Genomic DNA, 22287 nt, shown 5'->3' on the forward strand with positions numbered 1-22287 from the left:
GCCGCCGCCAGATCAAGCGGCCGCCGCCGGATCAAGCGGCCGCCGCGAGATCAAGCGCGCCTGGGCGGTTGCGGTTGGCACGCCGGCAGGAACAAGGTCACCGTGGTCCCCCTGCCCGGGGCCGAACGCACCGTGACTGCGCCGCCCGCCTCGCGGCAGAAGTCGCTGACCTGGCTCAGGCCCAGGCCGGTGCCGGCGCCGTCCGGCTTGGTGGTAAACAACGGCTCCAGCGCCCGGTCCGCGACATGGGCCGGCATGCCGATGCCGCTGTCGCTGACCCAGATCCGCACGTAGACGCCGCGCATCGGGGCCGCGGCATCGCGCGGATGGTCTTCGGCACGGTCATCTTCGGCGCGGTCATCTTCGGCGTGATCGTTTTCGCCGCGATCTGCTTCGCCGCGATCTGCTTCGGCGTGGTCTGCTTCGGCGTGGTCTGCTTCGGGGAGATCCTCATCGGCGCGAGCTTCCGCCCGACGATCGGCGCCATCGGCACAATCGGCACGATCCGCACGAAGGCAATCGTCGGACCGCTCCTCCGACCCGCGCCGCGCAGCGAGTCCCGGCGGCAGCGTGGCCCCACCGCCATAGGCCGAGCCCAGATTGGCGGCACCGATCTCCAGCACCCCACCCTCCGGCATCGCATCCCGCGCGTTGGCCGCGAGGTTCAACAGCGCCAGGCCCAGCTCGCAGCGGTCGGCAAGGACCGGCAGGCAATCGGGACTGACCGCATAGCGCAAGGCAATGCCGGCGCCGAGCGTCGCGCGGATCAGCGGATCGCATTGCTGCAATTCCTCCTGCAGCGCAATGGCCTCGCTGCGATGCTCGCGCCGCCGCACCACGCCGAGCAGCCGCTCGGCCAGCAGCGCGCCGCTGGCCAGGCTCTTGCGGATGCCCGCCAGCGCGGTACGGTGGGCGCGATCCCCCCGGTCCGCCCTATGTGCCGTATCGCCCCGATCGGGATGGCCCACCGCGCCGGTGCGCAACATCAGCACATCGGTATAGGCAGAAATCACCGCCAGCACATTGCGGAAGTCGTGCGCGACCGAGCCGATCAGCTGCCCCATCGCCTCGAACTTGCGCGACTGCCGGTAGCGCTTTTCCAGTTGCTCGCGCCGCGCGCATTCGTCGCGCCAGCGCCGCCGCACCGCCTCCTCGGCGCGAATGCGCCGCAGCGCGCTCCATAGCGACAGGCACAGCACCGCGGCGACGACGCCGGCCGCCAGCGAGGCGGGCGCCATGCGTTGCCACCAGGCACGATAGACGACGCGATACGGCACGCTGACCATGGCGCTGGCCACGCCATCGCCGACCGGATGGACCGCGACCAGCCACGCATGGCCGTCGGCGCGCTCGACTCGCTGTGCTGCGTCGCCGTCCCGCGCATGCCGCACCATGGCCGCGAAGCGCGCCGCGTCCGGGTCCGGCCAGGGGATACGCCGCCAGCACCGCGCCATCGCCGCGCACCAGCGCCGCGCGGTAACCGTCGGTGTTTTCGAGGAGTTGCCGGTAGAAGTCCGCGAAATAGGACGGCCGCAGCGCGATCGACACAATGCCGGCGAGCCGCTGGCCGTGCATGCGCGGCATGCTGGCCTTGAACACCGGCTCGGGGATCACGCCGCCGATCAGCACCGCCGACAGGTGCATGGGCTCGCGATCGACCATGATCGCGCGATAGTCCTCCCGTTCCGCGATATTGAGCATCGGCGCCGGATAGAGCAGGCTGCTGACCAGCAGCGTGCCGTCGTCGCCGAAGATGCCCAGCGCAAAGGCCTGCGGCAGCCGCCGGCCCATCCGGGCCATGCGCCGATGCAGTTCGAGCTCATGGTGGCGGATGTCCGCGTTGCTCCATTGCACGGTCAGGTCGCGCAGGCGCTGGTCGGCCAGCCGGTTGCTCTCCATTACCTTGCTGGCGTGCTCCTGCACCACCCGTGCGAGCAGCGCGCATTGGCGCTCCGCGTCGGCGAACGCATCGCGCAGCGCGAGCCAGCCCCAGCCGGCCAGCAGGCACAGCGGCAACAGCAGGGTGCTGGCCAGCAGCAGCGCGGTAACGCGCCGGCGCAGCGGAAAATCGGCTTGGGGGGTCGGCCTGCGTGGCCTCGGCGGAGTCGAACGTATTCATGGCGGGACCCGGGCGCGGCATGGCATCGCCGTTCGGCCGGGTGCGAGCCAGCTTAGTGAGCGGCAGCGAGGCCGCAAGACCGGGAGGATCAAAAGCTATAGTCCGCGTCCGGCGCAGGCCCCTGCCTGGGGCTTGAGGCTTGAGGCTTGAGGCTTGAGGCTTGAGGCTTGAGGCTTGGGGCTTGGGGCTTTGGGCTTTGGGCTTCGGGCTCGGCGCTTGAGGGCTCGGGGGGCTCGGGGGGCTCGGGCTCGGAGGCTCGGGGGCTCGGGGGCTCGGAGGCTCGGGGGTCGGGGGTCGGGGGGCTCAGGGGCTCAGGGGCTCAGGGGCTCAGGGGCTCAGGGGCTCAGGGGCTCAGGGCTCGGGGCTCCGCGGCATGTGGCCTTGCTTGCCCAACGAATTACAACGCCCATGTAAAACCGGCTGAAAATGCGGCACGCCGGCCCGCGGAAAGCGGACCGTCAGCGGCCGCAGCCGGGGCATCGCGATTGGCATGGTTAGTGCTCATGCGAGGGAAGTGCAACTTGCCTTCGACGGAGTGGACGCATGGCAACAGAATCTCGGCCCGGGACCGCATCCCCTGATACCGGCAACACCGGCGCCGGCGATGCCGGGCGGCAAACCAGCGCCCCCGTCGGCCAACGCAACGATCAGGGCGGGAGCCAGACCTCCGGCCCGACCCCGGCGCAAAGCGCGCCCGATGCCGGTGGCCGCAATGGCCAGCGCGACAGTCGGAGTGACAGTCGGCAAGACAGTCGGCAAGACAGTCAGCGAGATCAGCGCGAAGGCGGCAGCCCCGCACGCGAGTCCGACCCGGCGGCCGGGCGCGATCTGCCCGATGAAAACGGCGAGCCGCCCTCGGTAAAGCGTCCCGGCGGCAATCCGGAAGAAAGTGAGCCACCGGTGGAAAACACCTGAACCAATTCCGAAAAACGTTCTAAAACACTAGAGCACGCCGCCATCAGCACGCAGCCAACCCCGGCATGCGGTAATGCGCCCCGGATCCCGCCCGATCCGCCCGACCTCCGCCCCTTCGCCAAGCCGAGATTGCCGTGTTTGCCCAAGCCCGTTTGCCCAACCGCCCGCACACCGTGAAATCGACCCCTCCGTCCCCAGACGACCCGGCCGCCATGCTGGCGGCCTTGGGCGAGCTGGCCGCGCTCTGCGGGCAGTCGCTCGAAGCCGCATCCGTGAGCGCCGCCGATCCGCAATTACGCGCGTTGCTGATCCACCGCGCCAATCTGCAGCGGCGCGCGGCCGCCGATCTGTCGCAGCGCGCCGTCGGTACGCCGGGCGCGGCCCCCCAAGGCGATGGCGCCGCGCATCGCGAGCGCCCCGGCGATACGCCGCTGCAACTGGCCTGCCGCCGGGCGGGCCGTACGGTGGCCGCCTGCGGGGGCGCTGTTGCGCGGCGAACTGGAGGATCCGATGCTGCGCCCCTGGCTGATCCGCTATTACCACGAAGCGGCCGACCTGCTGCGGGTGCTCGAGCAGCTGACGCGCGAGCAGTACCCGGCCACCACGCGCCGCTCGCCGTCGCGGCCGACCGTCAACCGGCCGTTGCCACACAGCTAGACCACGAAGGCTGTGTCGATGCCGACGAATCCGCCCAACTCACCCGACTCGCCGAATTCCCCCACTGCGCAACACCCGCGCAATCCCGCTGCCGATCTGCGCCGCACGCCGGCGGACCCGGTGCCGCCGGCCGCCACGCCGCTTGCCACGCCGCCGGTCACGCGGCCGGCATGGACGCGCCTGCTCGATGCGCTCGCGATGACGCTGCTGGTCGTCGCGGCCGTGCACGAGGCGGTCATCTGGCTCGGAGGAGAAGGCTGGCTGGCGCGCCTGCCGAGTGCCGGTGGCAGCGACAATGCGGTGGTGGTCGGCGTCATCTTCGCGCTGGCCGCGGCCTATGGGGCCTATCTGGTGGTGCGCAGCTGGCGCCGGGTCGGCTGAGCGTCGGCCGACCTTCCGACCGGTCGGTCACCCTGGGTCGGTCACCTCAGGTCGGTCACCTCAGGCCGCTCACCTAAACTCGTCACCTCAGGTCGTTCACCTCAGGTCATTCGCCTCAACGTCCGCGCCCTCATCCTTCCGTCACCACCGCCGCCTGCTCGCGATCGACGCCATGCTGGCCATGCTGGCGGCGCCAGCGTCGGCAACGGTAGAACTCCTCGACGAAGGGCAACACGCCGCATAGCGCCGTCGCGAGCAATACCACGGCGAGATACCACCCTGGCAGCGGCGGCTGCTTCGGCGTCAGCGTGAAGTCCGCAGCCTGGTCGCCCACCCCGAACAGCGCAAGCGCCTGCGGCCAGTGCGCGACCGCCACCAGCGCCAGCGCCGACAACGGCAGCACCTCCAGCAGGCCGTGCATATGCTGCTCGGTCGGGCCGATGATCCTGCGGCCGTACGTGTAATGCACATCCCACCAGGCGGTGGCCGCGTGCACCACCACGGCGACGATCATGATCGCCAGCACCAGCGCATTGACTTCGAAGAACACCGCGAGCAGCACCGGCACGCCGACCTCGGCCAGCATCAGCAGATGCAGCGCCGATTCGTAGGTACCGGCGTTGCGCTCGATCCGTTCGCGACGATGGCAGGCCCAGTCGCCCAGTCCCGCCATCAGCCACAGCGGGACCAGGCCGTACATCAGGATCAGCGTGGCGGCCTCAGCCATCTTCCCCGCTCATCGCATGCGCGTGCGCCGCATGCCGAGCGCCGCCGCCAGAGCCAGCGACGCGCCGACCACCATCGCGCCGGTCATCACCGGATGGCGGGTGCTCGCGGTATAGGGACAGGTGCGCACCACATGCCGGCGCCCTTCTCGCTCGACCAGGTCGTTGGTGGCCTGGAACAGCGCGTTGTTCTCGCGCGGACCCGCTGGACGGGCGGTGCACTGCGCGCGTCCCAGGAAGCGCCGCATCACGCGGTCGTACAGCGCCGGCATATGGTAGGCCGCGGACGACATGGCCTTGGAGGCGGCCCCGACGAACATGTCGCGGCGAGGATGCTCGGCGGCGAACAGGATCGCCTCCGCGGCGAGCTCCGGATCGTAGACCGGCGGCGCCAGTTCGGGCTCGACGTCCAGATAGTTCTTGGCGTGGCTGGCAAACGGCGTGTCGAGCGCGGCGGGCTTGATCAGCGTCACCGACACCGGCGCGCGCTCCTGTTCGAGCTCCAGCCGCAGCGAGTCGGTAAAGCCCTTGATCGCATGCTTGGACGCGGCATAGGCGCTCTGCAGGGGCAGCGGCACATCGGACGCCTCACTGCCCATGTTGATGATCGCGCCGCCCCGCTCGCGCAGATGCGCGGCCGCCACCAGCGAGCCATGGACCACGCCCCAGTAATTGGTATCGAACAGCTTGCGCTGGTCCTCCATCGGGACCTCGTTGTACCGGCCGTAGATCGTCACGCCGGCGTTGTTGACCCAGGTATCGAAGCCGCCGAAGCGCTCGATCGCGGCTTGCGCGAGCGCCTTCACCGCCTCGAGATTGCCGACGTCGGTGGTCACGGTAATCACTTCCGAACCGGTCTCGCGCAACTGCTCGGCGAGCTGGTGCAGCGCCTCCTCGCCGCGCGCGGCAAGAACCAGCTTGGCGCCGCGCGAGGCGGCCTTGCGCGCGGCCAGCAGGCCCACGCCGCTGGTGGCGCCGGTGATCACGATGACCTGCGACCCGATTTTCTTCAGCGTCATTCTCATCTGCTTGCTACTCCAGCGGCCCGGGTCTCCATCCACCGCGTCGCGGCGTCGCACGACGGGCGTGGCCGCCGGCACGGGCCTCGCCGCCGGCAGCGTTGACCTTCCTGCAAGGAGCGTTCCCGGCGCTGCGCAAGCCGTGACGCTGCCGTACTGCGGCACCGCCGTGCAAATGCAGCGTTCGCGTACCGCGAACGCGGCGCAAAGGCGGCACCCGCGCGCGGCACGCAGCCGCACGCTCATCGCCTGCTGCTAGCGCGTATTACAAAAAGCTGCAATTTCGCCATGGCGCGGAACCGCGCCATCGCAGCGCCCGCGCAGATTTTGATGTGCGTCATGGGAACCGAAGCAGAAGCGATATAACGCTTCTCGCGATCAACAGCCTGAGAAGTCGCATGCTGGCATGCAAGCTGCAATCACGGTGGCTTTACTAGCGAGCGCATCGCGGCTGTGACGGCTGGCAGCTCGCTCCCCTGGGAGCCAACCATGCAAAGGATCGCGTTGATCAGCGAGCACGCTTCCCCTCTGGCCGGGCCGGGCAGCGTGGACAGTGGAGGACAGAACATCTACGTGGCGCAGCTGGCGCGCCATCTGGGCAAACGGGGCTATCCGGTCGACGTGTTCACGCGCCGCGACAAGGGCCTGTTGCCGGAGGTCGTCGCGTTCGCGCCGAACGTGCGCGTGATCCATGTTCCGGCCGGCCCCGCGGTCCACGTGCCGAAGGAACAGCTGTTGCCTTATATGGAGGAGTTCGGCGCCTACATGGCCGAATTCATGGCGCGCGATCGCGTCGGCTATATGGTGATGCACGCGAACTTCTTCATGTCGGGACTCGCTGCGCTGCGCGTCAAGCAAAAGCTTGATATTCCGCTGGTCATGACCTTCCATGCGCTCGGCAAAGTCAGGCGCCAGCACCAGGGCAGCGCCGACGGCTTTCCCGACTGCCGCTTCCAGATCGAGGAGCGGCTGGTGCGCGAGTCGGACTGCGTGATCGCCGAATGCCCACAGGACCGGCATGACCTGATCCGGCTCTATGGCGCCGACCCGGGCACGATCGAAACCGTGCCCTGCGGCTTCGACGGCGACGAATTCTCGCCGGTGCCGCGTCTCGAAGCACGCCGTGCGCTCGGCTGGCCTTCGCATGAATTCTCGGTGCTGCAGCTCGGCCGCATGGTGCCGCGCAAGGGCATCGACAACGTGGTGCGCGCGATGGGCGAGCTGCGGCGCGCGTTCGGCCTGCGCGCCCGGCTGTATGTGGTCGGCGGCAATTCCGACCAGCCCAGCCCCGCGGCAACGCCCGAGATCGGCCGGCTGCAGAAGATCGCCGCCGAGGAAGGCGTGGGCGATGCGGTCACCTTCGTCGGCCGGCGCGGCCGCGAGCAGTTGCGGCTGTTCTACAGCGCGGCCGATGTGTTCGTCACCACGCCGTGGTACGAGCCGTTCGGCATCACGCCGGTCGAGGCGATGGCCTGCGGCGTGCCGGTGATCGGCGCCGCGGTCGGCGGCATCCGCAGCACCGTGCTGAACGGCCGCACCGGCTACCTGGTACCACCCAACGATCCCGCGGCGCTGGCCGCTCGGCTCGCGCGGCTGGCGTGCGACCCGACGCTGGCCGAGCGCATGGGCGCATCCGGCCGCCGCCGCGCGCACGCGCATTTCACCTGGGCCGGTGTCGCCGCGCGGATGGAAACGGTGTATGCGCGGCTGGCCGGTGTCACCGTCGACGACACGGCGCAAACGCCGCAAGTCGCCGCCTGAACGGAGCGACCTCATGAAAGAAGCCAATCGACGCCGCGTGCTGGTCACAGGAGGCGCGGGCTTTCTCGGCTCGCATCTGTGCGACCGGCTCGTTCAGGCAGGACACGACGTACTGTGCGTGGACAATTTCTATACCGGCAGCAAGGACAATATCGCGCACCTGCTGCGCGAGCCGAATTTCGAGCTGATGCGTCACGACGTGACCTTTCCGCTCTACGTCGAGGTCGACCAGATCTACAACCTGGCCTGCCCCGCCTCGCCGGTCCACTACCAGAGCGATCCGGTGCAGACCACCAAGACCAGCGTGCACGGCGCGATCAACATGCTGGGGCTGGCCAAGCGCGTGAAGGCGCGCATCCTGCAGGCCTCGACCAGCGAGGTCTATGGCGATCCGGATTGCCATCCGCAGCAGGAGTCGTATTGGGGCCATGTCAATCCGATCGGCCTGCGCTCCTGCTACGACGAGGGCAAGCGCTGCGCCGAGACGCTGTTCATGGACTATCACCGCCAGCACGGCGTCGACGTCCGCATCGCCCGCATCTTCAATACCTACGGCCCGCGCATGCATCCGGCCGATGGCCGCGTGGTGTCCAACTTCATCACGCAGGCGCTGTCGGGCCAGCCGCTGACCGTCTATGGCGACGGCTCGCAGACGCGCTCGTTCTGCTATGTCGACGACCTGATCGAAGGACTGATCCGACTGATGGACGCGCCCGGCGACCACAGCACGCCGATCAACCTGGGCAATCCGTGCGAGCTGTCGATGCTGGAGATCGCGCGCAAGGTGCTGGCGGCGACGGGCTCGTCCGCACCGATCGTGATGCGCCCGCTGCCGGAGGACGATCCGCGCCAGCGTTGCCCCGATATCACGCAGGCGGGACTGCAGCTGCAGTGGGCGCCGCGCATCGATCTGGACGAAGGGCTGCGCCGCACCGTCGCCTACTTCGCCGAGCGGCTGGCGCGTGGCGCAGGCATGCCGGCACCGGCGGTCAACGACACCGTCGCGCCGCAGGACGAGGGCCACGCCGCGGCGGCACAGGCCGCGCAAGGAGCCGCCGGCATGGCAACGATCCCGCCGCGGCGCGGGGCCGGGCCCAGCCCGAGGGGGAGCGACGCGATGAGCGGCAATATCACCTTCCTGGTCTACCGGCTCGAATGGCATCGCCGCCGGGCCGAAGCGCTGCACGCGGCGCGCAGCGGCCTCTGCCGGGAACCTGGCGATCTGCCCTCGTGCAAGATCTACTGGGCCGCGGATACCTTTGCGCACCGCAGCCCCGCCGCGCGGCCTCTTGGCGGACCGATTTCCGGTCCGATCTCCGGCGCGGTTTCCAGCGCCATTTCCGGCACCAGGGCGGGCGCCACGCCCGGCACGGCGGCGGATGCGGCGCCGGACACCACGCCGCGCACCACACCGCGCACCCCACTGCGCGCCACCGATTGGCGCGATCCTTGCACCATCGCGGACCTGCAAACCGAACCGGATTGAACCATGTCCCTGTCGGTCTCCGTTCCCCTGGTGGTGATATCGCCCCACCTGGACGACGCGGTATTCAGCTGCGGCAATCTGCTCGCGGCCTGTCCCGGTTCCGTGGTCGTCACCGTCTTCGCCGGCGTACCGCCGGTCGACATGCCGGCGCCGGACTGGGACCGGCGCGCCGGCTTCTCCAGTGCGGCGCAGGCGGTGCTGTCGCGGCGCGAGGAAGACCGCGCCGGCCTCGCCATCCTCGACGCGCAGCCGGTCTGGCTCGATTTCCTCGACAGCCAGTACAACCGGCGCCACACCGCGGGCGAGATCGCCGCGCAACTGTCGAAGGTGATCTCGCTGCATAACGCCTGCGCCGTGGTGGCGCCATGCGGCCTCTACCATTCGGACCACACGCTGGTGCACGAAGCCTGCGCGCGGCTGTGGCGCGAACGCGACCACGGCGGTCCGCCCTGGCTCTATTACGAAGAGGCGATCTACCGGCGCAAACCCGGCATGCTGCACAAGCTGCTGGCGCGCTGGCACGCGGCCGGCACCGTGTCCACGCCGGTGGACCTGGCCATCGGCGAGCACACCGCCACCAAGGCTCGCGCCTGCAACGCCTACGCCAGCCAGCTCGCCATGTTCGACTCGAACACGATCAGCGATCTGAGCGCGCCCGAGCGCTATTGGCAGTGGGGAGGCCAGCGCCGGCGATGCGACCGAGGCCCAGACCGCCTGCACCAGCGAGGGCAGCGTGTGAACGCAGCGGACGGCACGACGGTGCCTGCGCCCGGTGGCGGCCGGCCAACGCAGGCGCAGGCCCAGGTGGAAACACGCGTCAGCGTGGTGGTGTTGACCTACAACCGGCGCGAATGGCTGCGCGCCACACTGTCGCGGCTGTGCGCGCTGCCCGAGCGTCCCGCCATCGCGGTGGTCGACAACGGCTCGAGCGACGGCACCGCCGACATGGTGCGGCGGGATTTTCCCGCAGGCGGCCTTGCTGCGGCTGCCGGCCAACCTGGGCGCCGCGGCGCGCAATGTCGGCGTCGACTGGGCGCGCACGCCCTATGTCGCGTTCTGCGACGACGATACGTGGTGGCACGCCGGCGCGCTGAAGCTGGCGGCAGACACGCTGGACCGCCATCAGGACGTCGCCGCGCTGACCGCGCACCTGATGGTGGTGCGCGAGGACAGCGAGCCGCAGACCGACCCGATCAGCCGCATCATGGCCGACAGCCCGCTGCCGTCGGCGGGCCTGCCCGGCAAGGCGATCCTTGGCTTGCTGGCCGGCGCCACGGTGTTCCGCGTGGACGCCTACCGCCGCGCCGGCGGCTACCATCCGCGGCTCTTCATCGGCGGCGAGGAAACGCTGCTGGCGCTGGATCTGGCGGCGTTGGGCTGGCAGCTGGTCTACTGCCCCGAGCTGATCGCCTACCACCAGCCCTGCCCGATACGCGCGCACAGGATGCGACGCCGCCTGCTGGCGCGCAATGCGATCTGGTCGGCGTGGCTGCGCCTGCCGGCCGGCGCGGCGCTGCGCGAGAGCCTGCGGATGGTGCCGGCGCTGCTGCGCGAAGGCGGACTGGCGGGATGCGTCGATACCGCACGTGGGCTGCCATGGGTGCTGCGCGAGCGCACGGTGATTCCGCCGACGGTGGAGCAGTTGCGGCGGTATCTGGGGTCGGCGCAGATGCGCTGAAGGATGGTGCAAGCGGCGGAAGCAGAGTCGGCGCCGCTTGGGCGCCAACTTCGCGAGCGCACCCTGCCACTCTTCGCTCTTACTGCGTCACCTGCCGCAGCACCCCGCACCAATCCTCGACAAAGCGCCCGATCCCGAAGCGTTCCTGCGCGCTGGCGCGCGCGTGTTCGCCCCACTCCGTGGCGAGTCCCGGATCGTCGATCAGCCGCCGCATCACCTCGACCAGCCGCTCGAGCCGCGTATCGACATAGCCGTTGTATTCGTTGCGGATCGCCGTCGACATCTCGGTCGTCGCCATCCCGACCACCGGCATGCCGATCATCATCGCCTCGACCACGGCGAGCCCCAGGCTCGTGTAGCGGATCGGATTGAAGAAGAAGCGGTACCGCGCGACAAACGCCGCCAGCTCCGGATTGGGCACCTCGCCCAGCCCGCCGGCCTCCTCGGCGGCCATGCCGACCAGATCGAGCGGCACCTGTTCGCGCGCCTGCGCGAAGATGTCGGCGCCAAGCCGGCGGCCACGCCTGGTCAGGTTATTGACCACGCTGATGCCGCGCGGCGCCTCGCCGCTGTAGCGCACCGACGGATCGACGAGGACGCCATGCTCGATCACGCAGTGCGGCGTGACGCCGCTGTCCCACATCAGCGCATTGAAGGGCGTCACATGGACCAGCATCACGTTCGGGTCCTGCACCGGGTGCACGGTCGCGGTCGGATGCTGCTGCGGCGGATCGTGTTCGAGGAAGATCGTCGGCAGCCGCCGCTGCGCCTCGGTCAGCAGCGTCTCGCGATCGCTGTCCCAATGGCGCTGGTGCTGGTACAGCACGCAGTCGAACTCGCGGTTCGGCACGTCCTCGTAGGCGACCTCGTGCACGTTGCGGCCCCAAGGCAGCGCGCCGACCGCACCGGCGTAGCCCGGCGGCGAGCCCGGTTTGGTGACCAGGTACAGGTCGTGCGGAATCTGCGACAGGTAGTACAGATAGTTGCCGTGAACGTGCCAGGTCAGGATGCGCAGCCGCTCAGGCATGGCTGACCTCCTGCGTCTCGCGCGACTGGCCGATCATCGCCATCGCGGCCGCCAGCACGTCGTCGACTTCCACGGCCTCGGCGCACAAATGGCCCACCGGGCAAACCTGGTGCATGCAGGGGCGGCATGCCGGATAGTCGGCCAGCACGCGATGGCTGGAGCGGTCCAGCGGCGCCCAGCGCGCGCTGTCGCTGCCGCAGGAGACCACCACGCTGGGCGTGTGCATCGCCGCGGCGATATGCGAGGCGCCGGTGTCGTTGCACAGCAGCAGCCGCGCGTTCTTGACGACCGCCGCCATCGCACCCAGATCGGTCTTGCCGCACAGATTGATCACCGGCGAACCGAGCGTGCCGCACAGCTGCCCGACCAGTTCCGCCTCGTCGGGCGTGCCGGTCACCACGATCTTCCAGTGCTGGCGCAGCACGTCCGCCACCGCGGCAAAGCGCTCGACCGGCCAGCGGCGCGAATGCATGCGCGCGCCGGGATGCACGCAGATGAAGTTGCCCGGCATCAGGTCGTACATCAGCGCCAGCCGCTGCCAGGCCGCGTTGTCGACGGGCCGCAGCGGAAATTCCAGCTGCGTGCCATCGGCCGGATAACCCAGCCGGCTGGTCAGCGCCAGCAGCCGCTCGATCTCGTTGCCGCCCGGCCAGTCGATCAGCAGCTCGTTGACCGGCCGCGCGCCGTACGAGACGACGCCCGGCTGCCATTTGCGTTCGGAGCGGCCCGCGATCGGCGCCGCCGGGACCGGCCGGAATCCGGCCATCTGCCGCGCGCCCAATTGCCGCACGATCGCGTTGGTCACCAGCCCGCTGCCGTGCAGCTGGATCGCCAGATCGAAACGGCGCGCGCGCGCCTGCTCATAGAAGGCCTGAGTTTCCTCTTCGCGGATCGGCTGCTCGGGCATGCCCGGCGCCCCGGGGGAACACCATCAGATCGTCGACCAGATGCGAGAAGCGTTCGACGAACGAGGCCGCCCACGGCAGGCCGATCAGGGTGATCGTCGCATCGGGCTCGGCCTTGCGCAGCGCGCGCAGCGCCGGCACCGCGCACAGCATGTCACCCAGTTGCAGCGCGCGGAATACGGCAATCCGGCGCGGACGTTCCGCGAATCTGATCATAGGAAACCAACCTTGAAGGCAAGGGCGCCGCGCAGGCGCCAGTACAGGGAAAGCGGGGGAATCAGAATCGACGTCGCGATCATCTCGGCGACATGCGAAGGGGTCAGCGCCGCGCCGCGAAGGCGGCGGCAGCAAAACCACGCCGTCAGCACGAACCACACGCCGAAGCCGCTCCATGCCACCGCGGCATGGCCGGCCAGCGCGGCGACCAGGGCGGCCAACAGGCCGAGCACCGACACGTAGTAGTGCCAGGGCGGGATCGGGCGGATGCGCTCGCGATACCAGCGCGGATGCTTCTTGTACAGCAGCGCGTCGAAGAACACCTTCGACTGCGCGGCGATGCTGCTGCCCCACGGAGCCGGCCGCACCGGATGCACGACCATCGCCCCGTGCGCGGCACCGATCGGGCCGACCTGCTGCAGCAGGCGAAACTGCAGGTCGGAATCCTCTCGCCAAGCCCGCGTGAAGCGTTCGTCGAAGCCGCCCACCTTCACCAGCGCCTCCTTGCGAACGAAGCAGTTGGCGGTGACGAACTCCGCGGTCGCGAGGCCGCCGGTATCGCGCTGATGGTCCGTCGGCCGCGCCGGCAGCGGCACCACCACCCTGCCCGTCATCGCGCAGCATTGCGGCGAGGTCGACAGCGCCCAGCAGCCTTCGCGCAGCCAAGCCGGATCGGGAATGGTGTCGTCGTCGGTGAAGGCGACCACCGACGCGCGCGCGATGCGCCAGCCGGCGTTGCGCGCGGCGGCGGGCCCCTGCGTGTCCGGCACCGGCAGATAGCGCAGCGTGCAGCGCGGCCACGCGCCGTTCAGTTCCTGGACCAGGCGCTCGACCTCGGGCTGGCAACCGTCATCGGCGACGATCACCTCGAACGTGCCGGCGCCGAACTGCTGCACGCCGATCGCGCGCAGGCAGCGGTGCAGCAGGTCCGGGCGGCGGTAGGTCGGGATCACGACCGACACCAGCGGCTCGGTGTCCGCGGTCTCGACGTGGCCGTTCGCCTGAGGCGCGGGCTCATGCAGCGGCATCGGCGCCCTCCCGCGCAGGCTTTTCCAGCAGGAACGGACCGATCACCAGCGCATCGAGAGGCGAGGTCCAGAAGCATTCGACCGCATCGCGCGGCGTGCAGACAATCGGCTCGCCGCGCGTGTTGAACGAGGTATTGACCAGGATCGGCACACCTGTGCGCTGCTCGAAGGCGGCCAGCACGTCGTAGTAGGCGGGATTCTGCTCGCGCCGCACGGTCTGCACGCGGGCCGTGCCATCGACGTGGCAGACCGCCGGGATACGATCCTCGCGCCCAGACTTGACGTCGAACACGAACAGCATGAACGGCGCGCGCCAGTTGCCGGGACAGGCCGCCGTAAACCATTCGGCGGCACGTTCCTCCATCACTACCGGCGCCACCGGCCGGAAGTCCTCGCGGTCCTTGATCTGGTTGAGCTTCTGCTGCATCGACGGATCGATCGGCGAGGCCAGGATCGAGCGCGCGCCGAGCGCGCGGGGGCCGAATTCCATGCGGCCCTGGAACCAGCCGATGATCTTGTTCTGCGCCAGCAGTTCGGCGGTCTCGCCGGCAACGTCGTCGAGCCGGCGGTACGGCAGCTTGGCCTGGTCCAGGAAGGCCGCGATCTCCTGCTCGTCGAAGGCCGGGCCGTAATAAGCGTGCTCCATCGTCCAGCGCCGCGCCGGCTTGCCGCGCTGCTGCCAGTCGATCCACAGCGCCGCGCCCAGCGCGGTGCCGGCATCGCCGGCGGCCGGCTGCACCCAGACCTCGTCGAACGCGCCCTGGTCGCGCACCCTGGCGTTCATCACGCAGTTGAGCGCCACCCCGCCCGCCATCGCCAGCTTGCGCTCGCCGGTCTCGGCGGCCAGCCACGCCGTCATGCCGAGCACCGTCTCCTCGAGCACCAGCTGCAGCGAGCGCGCGATATTGAAATGCTCGCGCGTGAATTCGCTGCCGCGCACGCGCGGCGGCCCCAGTACCGCTTCGAGATCGGCCTGGTCGATGCGGTAGCCGCCCTCGCGGTCGCCATGGACCATCGCGCGGAACACGTCGGCGCGCGTCGGCTCGCCATACGAGGCGAGCGCCATCACCTTGTACTCGTCGGACGAATGCAGGAAGCCCAGATGCCGCGTCACGCGTTCATACAGCAGGCCGAGCGAATCCGGCAGGTCGATTTGCTTGATGCGGCGGTAGTCGCGTCCGTCGAACACGCCATAGCTGGTGGTGGCGCTCTCGCCGCGGCCGTCCATCGTCAGCACCGCGCAGCGGTCGAACGGGGCCGCGAGGAAAGCGCTGGCCTCGTGCGCCATATGGTGCTCGACGTAGTGCCAGCGGTACGGCGCCTCGGCGCTGCTGCGCACGGTGGCGAAGCGCTTCTGCAGGTGATGCGGCACGCCCGACACCAGTTGCCGCGGCGCGTTGACGACATAGGACAGGAACAGCGGGTCCCACGGGGGAATCGGCCACGCCGGGCTGCGCATGCCGCGACGGCTCCAGCGGCAGCGTCACCGTTTCGTCGTGGCGCCGCTCGCCGAGCATGATCGCGGGGTCGAAGGAATAGGCGATATGGTCGATATCGGCCAGCGTGATGCCGGCCTCCTTCAGGCAGTAGTCGATCGCATGGTAGGGCAGCTCCCAGGCCGTGAACGGCACCGGCCGCTTGCCGTGCTTGATATGCGTGAACCGTTCGTCTTCCGCCGCGGCGATGACCTCGCCGTCGCGCACCAGGCAGGCGGAGGTGTCGTGATAGGCGGCGTTGATTCCAAGCGTGTACATGGCGGCTCCTCTGCGCGATTCCCTCTGCGCGATTCCTTGTGTCCGGTTCAGGTCGCCAGCACCGCGCCACTGGCGCGTACCGGCGGCAACGGGGGCATGACGGGGGCGGGCACGATCAGCGGCGGCAACGCATCGGAGGTGGCCGGCGCGCCGGCCAGCAGTTCGCGCGCCGCGGCGACGACCTCGGCCACGTCGACATCGTTCAGGCAACGGTGGTGCTGCTGTGGGCAGACGCTCTTGTAGCAATAGCGGCACGGCACGTCGGCATATAGCGTGCGGTGCGGCACCTGCCACGGCGTGTGCTGCGGATTGGTCAGCGCATAGAGATCGACCAACGGCGTGCCCAGCGCGGCGGACAGATGCACCGGCCCGCTGTTGTTCGAGACCAGCAGATCGGCATGCTCGATCAGCGCGCCCATCTGGCCCAGCGTCAGTTCGCCGGCGATGCCGACCACGCACGGATGGCCGGCGGCGCGGCATACGCTGTCGACCAGTGGCTGCTCGCTGACGCCGCCGGTCAGCAGCACCAGCGCGCCGTCCTGCTCGGCCAGCGTGCGCGCGACCTCGGCGAAGCGCGGTGCCGGCCAGCGGCGCGACTCGGCGGTGGCGCCGGGATGCATCACCACGCAGCGGGTCGACACGGCGCTCGGTGGCTCGCCCTCCCCTTGCCACCGTTGCAGCAGCCGCTGCACCGCGCGCCGGTCATGAGGCTGCACGCGGAAGCGCAGCCGCGTGTCGGCCGGGACCGCGCCAACCGTCGCCACCAGATCGAGCTGGCGCTGCGTCTCGTGGCGAACCTGCGTCTGGGGCTCGGTCTCCGGCACCCAGTCGCTCAGCAACTGATAGGGGTTCTCGCGGCAATGCGCGAGCCGCAGCGGAATGCCGGCCATCGTGCAAAGCAGCGCGGCCGGCAGCGGGTTCTGGCTGTAGACGGTGAAGATCACCGCCGCGTCGAAGCGCGCCGCCTGCAGCCGCTGGGCCCACGGCAGCACGCTGCTGCCGGTGCGGTTGCCGGTGCCGTTCCCCTTCACCCACGGTGCATCCCAGGTCAACACCGTGTCGATCATCGGCAGATGGCTGGCCAGCGCCGCCGCGCCGTTCGAGGTCAGCAAGGTCAGATGACGGGACGGATCGGTGTCCTTCAGCGCCTGCATCGCGGGCGTGGTCATCAACACATCGCCCATATTGTCCAGCCGCACGCACAGGATGCGTTTGGCGTCGCGCCATGCCGTCATGAGGCCTCCACGCGGCAACGTTCGGCGTGCCGCACCGCGCCGCCGAGATGGCGGACCACGATGCGCGCGGCCTGGTCCAGGTCGGCGACGACATGCTTGGGCGTGCGGTACGGCCCGCGCACCCATTCGGTCTCGTTGCCGCAATCGACCAGGATGGTGTGGCAGCCCGCGCGCTGGCCCGCCTCGATATCGTCGAGGATGTCGCCGATCATCCACGAGCGGCGCAGATCGAAGCGCAGCAGCGCCGCGGCATTGCGCAGCAGTCCCGGCAGCGGCTTGCGGCACAGGCAGGTGCGCGTGAAACGCGGCACCACGCCTTCCGGATGATGCGGGCAGAAGAAGAAGCCCGACAGCCGCGCGCCGTGAGTCGCGAACAGTTCGCCCAGGCGCTGGCGCATCGGCCCCAGCGCCTCGGGTTCGAAGCGGCCGAGCGCCAGGCCGGGCTGGTTCGACACCACCACCAGCGGCACGCCGAGCCGGCCGAGCCGCCGCAGCGCCCGCGCCGCGCCCGGCGCGAGCCGCATCCGGTCGGGGTCGACGTTGTAGGGCACGTCCTGCAGCACCGTGCCGTCCTTGTCGAGCAGTACCGCACCGGGGAGTCCGCTGCCGGAGCGGGCCGGAACGGCGGCGCCCGCCATGGAGCCAACGTCGGGACCAACTCCGGGACCGGCGCCGGGATCGTCGATCACGGCCACGACGTTTCCTTCATCGGCAGCACCATGACCTCGGGGATCACGGTCTCTTCGGGCTGCGTCAGCACTGAAGCGCACCGCGCGCGCGACATTGGCCGGGTCCTGCAGGGTGGACTGGTCGATGTCGGCGAAGCGGTCGAGCAGGAAGGGAGTACGCATGCCGCCGGCGACGATGGCCGACACCTTGATGCCGTGCGGCCGCAGTTCGGCGTGCAGTGCGTGCGAGAAGCCCAGCAGCCCCCATTTGGTGGCGTGGTAGGCCGAGGCGTTGGGCCAGGCGCGCTTGGACGCCGTGGACGCGATATTGACGATATGGCCGCCCCCCTGCGCCTTCAGCATCGGCACCACGGCGTGCGACATCAGATAGGGACCGTACAGATTGACCATCAGCACGCGGTGCCAGCGCTCGGTCTCGACCTCGTCGACCGGCAGCGTGATGTCGATGGCGGCGTTGTTAACGATCCCGTCGAGGCGGCCGCTGCGCTCGCGCACCTGCTCGAAGGCCGAGCGGACGGCGGCCGGCTCGGCCACGTCGAAGGACAGCGAATAGGCCCGCTCGCCGCTGGCGTCGAGCTTCTCGGCACAGTTGCGCGCCAGGGTTTCGTCGACGTCGGCAACCACCAGGCTGGCGCCGGCGGCCGACAGGTTCTGGCAGATCGCGGCGCCCAGCCCGCGCCCTCCTCCGGTCACGAGAAAGGTCTTGCCTTGCAGGCTGGCGTCTGGCGCATCGGTCATTTCGGCTCCTGAAGTTGACTTGGAAGGCGTGACCGGATGCGGCGCTGGCGCAAAGGTATGCGGCGCGGGGTGCGGCGCGAGGTGCGGCGCGCTGGCGGGCGGAACGGAAAAAGGGAATGCCACGGCATCGCTCCCCATTTCCGGTTGCCCGCCGCACCGTGCGACGGCGGCGAATCCGGTTCTCTGTGGGGATGCCTTCAGCGAATTGCATGCCAGACGCGTGATGGCGCAGTGGCTTGCCGTTTCAGCGGTAACGCTTCCCCCATGTCCGGAGTTACATGGGGGGGTGTTGGCGTTTATGCCGTGGCTGGTAAAAGTTGCATGGGCGGTGCTGCCCTCTCCCCAACGCTTCCCCGCAAGCGGGAGAGGGAGCGACGTGTTCGCCAGCGCGCCCGCCGTCGCGTCATTCAATCGCACGAACTCTCTGCGGCGCGACCTACCCTGCTGCCGCCGCCGCTGCTGCGCCACCGCCCGCAGCAGCGCCGCCACGCTCAGCGCGAAGGCCTCGTCATACCAGGGGTTCGCCCCGCTGACCGCGACCACGATGCCGTCGAGCACCACCGCGCCGCCCAGCATCGATTCCTCCGCGCGCAGCAGATGAGGCGCGCGCGCCTGGACCTGGTCGGTCGCCATGCCGGTGCGCCAGGCCACCTTGGCCTTCTCGCGCGCATACCAGGCGTAATCGGCGTCCCAGCGCTCGCGCCCTGGCGTCGAATATTCGTACAGGATCGCCTGCTCGAACGGGCAATCGGCCGGTCCTTTTCCCGGGTCCATCACCACCACATGCAGGAAGCCGCCCTCGCCGACCTCGCGGTCGCGCACCGCGGCTTCCAGCATCGGTATCGCCAGCGCGACGGCGCGCTCGGCGCTGGCCGCGTCGGCGAACCGGCTGCCCGGCGCCATGGCCGGCGAGGCGGTGGCGCCGGGCACGTCGGATGCGGACCGGGACGGCGTGGAACTGGGCAGATCGGGCCTGTCGTGAGGCTGCATGGTTTCTCCTCAATCGCGTAGTGGGTTGGCTAGTGAAACGGAAATCGATGACTTGCAACGGCGGCCGAGGACTGAGCCCGGGGGCCCGGGCGCGCAGACCGGAGACCGGAGACCGCAGACCGGCGACCATGGGCCGGCGACGGGCATCGCCCTGGCGCTAGCTTCGCGGCCCCGGCACCGTGGTATCGACATCGCGATGGCGCACCATCGAATGGATCGCGATCACCAGCTCGCCGATCTGCACGGGCTTGGACAGGTGCACCTGGAAGCCCGCCATCATCGCCCGCATGCGGTCCTGCGCCTCGGCATGGCCGGACAGCGCGATCGCGCTGAGGCGGCAGGCCAGCGGCACGTTGCGTTCGGTCTCGAGCCGGCGCACGCGCCGCAGCACGGTGTAGCCGTCCTCCTCGTCGAGCGCGATATCGCACAGCAGCACCTGCGGCCAGTGCTGCGGATCGGCCTTGCCCAGCAGCTCCAGCAGGTCGTCGCCGCGGCCGAAGGCCTGCGCGTCGGCGCCATAGTCCTCCAGCGTGCTGGTCAGTACCTCGCGCGTGGGCTCGTCGTCGTCGAGCACCAGGATGCGCAGTCCCTTGAGCGCGTCCGGCGCCGGCAGGGTTGCCGCGATGTCGGGCGGCGCGACCGGCGGCGGGGCCGGGGTTTCGCGGATCGGCCGCAGCGGCATCGTCATGCGATAGCCATGTCCATGCGGATCGACCGTCAGGCGCACCGCGTGGTCCTCCAGCAGGTTCTCGAGTTCGCGCATATCGGGCAGCGGCGCCTGCCGGTCCGGCGCGGCGAGATACAGCGACGCCTCGCCGCCCTGCCGCTCGAGCCGCAGCTCGATGCGCCCGCCCGGCTCCATGTCGTCGATCAGCGCATGGCACAGCTCCCACACCGCCTTCTGCACCACGCCCGGGTCGCCGGTGACGCGCAGTTCCGCCTCGCCGAGCACGGTGAACAGATTGACCTGCCGCTCGGCGATCAGCTCGCGCAGGCCGTCGACCACCGCGGCGACGATGGCCTCGAGCCGGATCGGCTGCAGCGCCAGCTTCTGTTCGGTCCGTTCCAGTTCGCGCTGCTGCTGTTGCAGGCGCCACATCTGCGCATAGACGCCACGCCTGGCCAGCAGCGCATCGTGGGTGCCCTCCTCCACCACGCGGCCATGCTCCATCACCAGGATGTGGTCGGCATCGGCGATCGTGGACAGCCGGTGCGCGATGATCAGCGCGGTGCGGCCCTTCGCCACTTCGGCCAGCTCGCGCTGGATCGCGCGCTCCGAACGCGTATCGAGGGCCGAGGTGGCTTCGTCGAACACCACGATCGGCGGCTTCTTCAGCAGCGCGCGGGCGATCGCCACGCGCTGGCGCTCGCCGCCCGACAGGCGCACGCCGCGCTCGCCGACGCGGGTCTCGTAGGTATCGGGCAGCCGGTCGATGAAGGTATCGAGCTGCGCGGCGCGCGCGGCCTCGACGATATCGGCACGGGTGGCGCCCTCCCTGCCGTAGCCGATGTTGTAGGCGATGGTGTCGTTGAACAGGATGGTGTCCTGCGGCACGATGCCGATCACCTCGCGCAGGCTCTGCTGCGTGACCAGCCGCAGGTCCTGCCCGTCGATGCTGATCTTGCCGCTGTCCGGCAGATACAGCCGGAACAGCAGGCGCGCGAGCGTCGATTTGCCGGAGCCGCTGCCGCCGACCACCGCCACGGTCTGGCCCGCGCCGATGCGGATGCTGACGTCCCACAGCGTCTGCCGGCTCGGGTCATAGCTGAAGTTGACGTGCTCGAACACGATCTCGCCGCGCGTCACGTGCAGCGGCCGCGCCCCCGGCGCGTCGTGGTCCTCGCCCGGCGGTCCCTGCGCGTCGAGCAGCGCGAACAGCCGCTCGACCTGCGTCATTGCGTCGTTGGACTCGCGGAAGATGAAGCCCAGCGTATTGAGCGGCAGCACCACCTGGATGATGTAGGCGTTGATCAGCACCAGGTCGCCGACCGTCAGCGCGCCGGTAACGACCCGCTCGGTCGCCAGCAGCATCACCGCCGCCACGCCGAGCGCAATACAGCAGCTCTGGCCCACATGCAGCGCCGACAACGCGTACTGGTTCTCGACGCTGGCATCGACCCAGCCTTCGAGCAGGCCCGACAGGCGGCGCGTCTCGAAGCGCTCGCGCGCGAAGAACTTGACGGTGTCGTAGTTCAGCAGGCTGTCGACCACCTTGCTGTTGGTCTGCGCCTCGACCGCGTTGACCTTGCGCTGCACGCGCGTCCGGCGCCGCGTCATCACATAGGTGTAGCTCGCGTACAGCGCGAAGGTCACCAGGATGATCGCGGCGAAGGCGCCGCCATAGGCCGCGATCATGATCACCAGCACCGAGCCGATCTCCATCAGCGTCGGCACGATGGTGAAGACCGCGACCCCGAGCAGGAAGCCGATCGCCGCGGTGCCTTTCTCCAGGTCGCGGATCACGCCGCCGGTTTCGCGGCGGGCATGGAAGCGGGCCCCCAGCGCATGCAGATGGGAAAAGGTGCGCTCCATGAAGGTGGTCACGGTGCGCTGGGTCACCGGCGCGAACACCACGTCGCGCAGCTCGTTGAAGGCGTTGCCGAGCAGGCGCAGCGCCGCGTAGGCAAGCACCAGGAACACTGGCATCGTGATCGCCGCACCCGCCATCGCGGCCGCGCCGGTCGCCACGGGCGCCACATCGTCGACCACCAGCTTCAGCACCAGCGGCACCGCCACGGCGGCGGCCTTGGCCAGGATCAGCAGCACCACGGCCACGCCGACGCGGCCGCGGGAAACGCCAGATCGTGGCCCATAGTTCGGCCGCGATCCGGCGTTTGGAGGCGGGGGCGGGATGTCCGTTGGTGGTCGGCATCGTCTCGCTGGTGGGGGGCGGCGCTTAGGGGAGTACCGGTTCGGTCATCGCGTCGGTCATCGCGTCGGTCATCGGGTCTGTCATCGGGTCT

14 protein-coding genes and 6 pseudogenes are annotated in these 22287 nt (G+C 69.7%); 8 read left to right on the forward strand and 12 right to left on the reverse strand.

Annotation, left to right across the window (positions count from 1 at the left end):
* Nucleotides 1-50 precede the first annotated feature (50 nt).
* On the reverse strand, nt 51-1394 hold the full coding sequence (locus OJJOAM_RS25210; protein ID WP_422650283.1) for an ATP-binding protein: 1344 nt from the start codon (nt 1392-1394) through the stop codon (nt 51-53).
* On the opposite strand from OJJOAM_RS25210, the gene OJJOAM_RS25215 reads away from it, so the two are divergent.
* Entirely contained in the window at nt 1393-2175 is a 783-nt protein-coding gene (locus OJJOAM_RS25215; protein ID WP_422650284.1) for a hypothetical protein, read from the forward strand. The two genes, OJJOAM_RS25210 and OJJOAM_RS25215, sit on opposite strands and share 2 nt — an antisense overlap.
* 487 nt (nt 2176-2662) lie before the next feature.
* The gene (locus tag OJJOAM_RS25220) at nt 2663-3034 is read left to right on the forward strand and encodes a hypothetical protein (RefSeq protein ID WP_422650285.1); all 372 of its coding nucleotides are present in this window, start codon (nt 2663-2665) and stop codon (nt 3032-3034) included.
* A 293-nt stretch (nt 3035-3327) separates the two neighbouring features.
* On the opposite strand, the gene OJJOAM_RS25225 is transcribed toward OJJOAM_RS25220, so the two are convergent.
* A complete protein-coding gene (locus OJJOAM_RS25225; protein WP_422650286.1) occupies nt 3328-3471 on the reverse strand; it encodes a hypothetical protein in 144 nt (47 codons plus the stop codon).
* Between the two features lie 73 nt (nt 3472-3544).
* On the opposite strand from OJJOAM_RS25225, the gene OJJOAM_RS25230 reads away from it, so the two are divergent.
* Nucleotides 3545-3691, forward strand: coding sequence for a hypothetical protein (locus OJJOAM_RS25230; protein WP_422650287.1), 147 nt, complete (start codon nt 3545-3547; stop codon nt 3689-3691).
* Between the two features lie 18 nt (nt 3692-3709).
* The gene (locus OJJOAM_RS25235) at nt 3710-4072 is read left to right on the forward strand and encodes a hypothetical protein (protein WP_422650288.1); all 363 of its coding nucleotides are present in this window, start codon (nt 3710-3712) and stop codon (nt 4070-4072) included.
* 130 nt (nt 4073-4202) lie between these two features.
* On the opposite strand, the gene OJJOAM_RS25240 is transcribed toward OJJOAM_RS25235, so the two are convergent.
* Both OJJOAM_RS25240 and OJJOAM_RS25245 read right to left on the reverse strand, forming a co-directional pair.
* Nucleotides 4203-4799: a diguanylate cyclase gene (locus OJJOAM_RS25240; protein WP_422650289.1), complete on the reverse strand. Its 597-nt coding sequence runs from the start codon at nt 4797-4799 to the stop codon at nt 4203-4205.
* Between the two features lie 9 nt (nt 4800-4808).
* Complete coding sequence (locus OJJOAM_RS25245; protein WP_422650290.1) at nt 4809-5822, reverse strand: SDR family oxidoreductase; 1014 nt, start codon at nt 5820-5822, stop codon at nt 4809-4811.
* 483 nt (nt 5823-6305) lie between these two features.
* On the opposite strand from OJJOAM_RS25245, the gene OJJOAM_RS25250 reads away from it, so the two are divergent.
* The 4 genes and pseudogenes from OJJOAM_RS25250 to OJJOAM_RS25265 all read left to right on the forward strand — a co-directional run bounded on the left by OJJOAM_RS25250 (nt 6306) and on the right by OJJOAM_RS25265 (nt 10741).
* Nucleotides 6306-7577 (forward strand): glycosyltransferase family 4 protein, encoded by a 1272-nt coding sequence (locus tag OJJOAM_RS25250; RefSeq protein WP_422650291.1) that lies wholly within the window; start codon nt 6306-6308, stop codon nt 7575-7577.
* A gap of 13 nt (nt 7578-7590) precedes the next feature.
* Nucleotides 7591-8538 (forward strand): annotated as a pseudogene (locus OJJOAM_RS25255) (UDP-glucuronic acid decarboxylase family protein); the annotation flags it as partial.
* Nucleotides 8539-9066: 528 nt separating this feature from the next.
* A pseudogene (locus OJJOAM_RS25260) lies at nt 9067-9960 on the forward strand (PIG-L deacetylase family protein); the annotation flags it as partial.
* Between the two features lie 79 nt (nt 9961-10039).
* Nucleotides 10040-10741 (forward strand): glycosyltransferase family 2 protein, encoded by a 702-nt coding sequence (locus OJJOAM_RS25265; protein ID WP_422650292.1) that lies wholly within the window; start codon nt 10040-10042, stop codon nt 10739-10741.
* A gap of 79 nt (nt 10742-10820) precedes the next feature.
* Here OJJOAM_RS25265 and OJJOAM_RS25270 read toward each other — a convergent pair whose 3' ends face one another.
* From OJJOAM_RS25270 to OJJOAM_RS25305, 8 genes and pseudogenes are all read right to left on the reverse strand, one after another.
* A complete protein-coding gene (locus OJJOAM_RS25270) occupies nt 10821-11768 on the reverse strand; it encodes a glycosyltransferase family 4 protein (RefSeq protein WP_422650293.1) in 948 nt (315 codons plus the stop codon).
* Nucleotides 11761-12889: pseudogene (locus OJJOAM_RS25275) on the reverse strand (glycosyltransferase family 9 protein). The gene OJJOAM_RS25270 and the pseudogene OJJOAM_RS25275 overlap by 8 nt, the downstream one beginning before the upstream one ends.
* Nucleotides 12886-13917 carry a glycosyltransferase family 2 protein gene (locus OJJOAM_RS25280; RefSeq protein ID WP_422650294.1) on the reverse strand — a complete coding sequence of 344 codons (1032 nt, stop codon included), beginning with the start codon at nt 13915-13917 and terminating at the stop codon, nt 12886-12888. The pseudogene OJJOAM_RS25275 and the gene OJJOAM_RS25280 overlap by 4 nt, the downstream one beginning before the upstream one ends.
* A pseudogene (locus tag OJJOAM_RS25285) lies at nt 13904-15671 on the reverse strand (carbamoyltransferase). Before OJJOAM_RS25285 ends, OJJOAM_RS25280 begins: the two are co-directional and overlap by 14 nt.
* A 47-nt stretch (nt 15672-15718) precedes the next feature.
* Complete coding sequence (locus OJJOAM_RS25290; RefSeq protein WP_422650295.1) at nt 15719-16906, reverse strand: glycosyltransferase family 9 protein; 1188 nt, start codon at nt 16904-16906, stop codon at nt 15719-15721.
* Nucleotides 16903-17544 carry a D-glycero-alpha-D-manno-heptose-1,7-bisphosphate 7-phosphatase gene (locus OJJOAM_RS25295; protein ID WP_422651060.1) on the reverse strand — a complete coding sequence of 214 codons (642 nt, stop codon included), beginning with the start codon at nt 17542-17544 and terminating at the stop codon, nt 16903-16905. The genes OJJOAM_RS25290 and OJJOAM_RS25295 overlap by 4 nt, the downstream gene beginning before the upstream one ends.
* A 47-nt stretch (nt 17545-17591) precedes the next feature.
* A pseudogene (locus OJJOAM_RS25300) lies at nt 17592-18333 on the reverse strand (SDR family oxidoreductase).
* Between the two features lie 1147 nt (nt 18334-19480).
* Nucleotides 19481-22196 (reverse strand): annotated as a pseudogene (locus tag OJJOAM_RS25305) (ABC transporter transmembrane domain-containing protein).
* Between the last annotated feature and the right edge of the window lie 91 nt (nt 22197-22287).

Origin of the sequence: Cupriavidus sp. H18C1 (genome assembly GCF_049311595.1) — a bacterium.
GTDB lineage: Bacteria > Pseudomonadota > Gammaproteobacteria > Burkholderiales > Burkholderiaceae > Cupriavidus > Cupriavidus cauae.

Bases quoted from the DNA above. Each gene is read 5' to 3' on its own strand.
- OJJOAM_RS25215 (WP_422650284.1), top strand. From the start codon at position 1,393: ATGGCCGCGAAGCGCGCCGCGTCCGGGTCCGGCCAGGGGATACGCCGC.
- OJJOAM_RS25210 (WP_422650283.1), bottom strand. From the start codon at position 1,394: ATGGTGCGGCATGCGCGGGACGGCGACGCAGCACAGCGAGTCGAGCGC.
- OJJOAM_RS25220 (WP_422650285.1), top strand. From the start codon at position 2,663: ATGGCAACAGAATCTCGGCCCGGGACCGCATCCCCTGATACCGGCAAC.
- OJJOAM_RS25230 (WP_422650287.1), top strand. From the start codon at position 3,545: ATGCTGCGCCCCTGGCTGATCCGCTATTACCACGAAGCGGCCGACCTG.
- OJJOAM_RS25235 (WP_422650288.1), top strand. From the start codon at position 3,710: ATGCCGACGAATCCGCCCAACTCACCCGACTCGCCGAATTCCCCCACT.
- OJJOAM_RS25240 (WP_422650289.1), bottom strand. From the start codon at position 4,799: ATGGCTGAGGCCGCCACGCTGATCCTGATGTACGGCCTGGTCCCGCTG.
- OJJOAM_RS25245 (WP_422650290.1), bottom strand. From the start codon at position 5,822: ATGAGAATGACGCTGAAGAAAATCGGGTCGCAGGTCATCGTGATCACC.
- OJJOAM_RS25250 (WP_422650291.1), top strand. From the start codon at position 6,306: ATGCAAAGGATCGCGTTGATCAGCGAGCACGCTTCCCCTCTGGCCGGG.
- OJJOAM_RS25270 (WP_422650293.1), bottom strand. From the start codon at position 11,768: ATGCCTGAGCGGCTGCGCATCCTGACCTGGCACGTTCACGGCAACTAT.
- OJJOAM_RS25280 (WP_422650294.1), bottom strand. From the start codon at position 13,917: ATGCCGCTGCATGAGCCCGCGCCTCAGGCGAACGGCCACGTCGAGACC.
- OJJOAM_RS25290 (WP_422650295.1), bottom strand. From the start codon at position 16,906: ATGACGGCATGGCGCGACGCCAAACGCATCCTGTGCGTGCGGCTGGAC.
- OJJOAM_RS25295 (WP_422651060.1), bottom strand. From the start codon at position 17,544: ATGGCGGGCGCCGCCGTTCCGGCCCGCTCCGGCAGCGGACTCCCCGGT.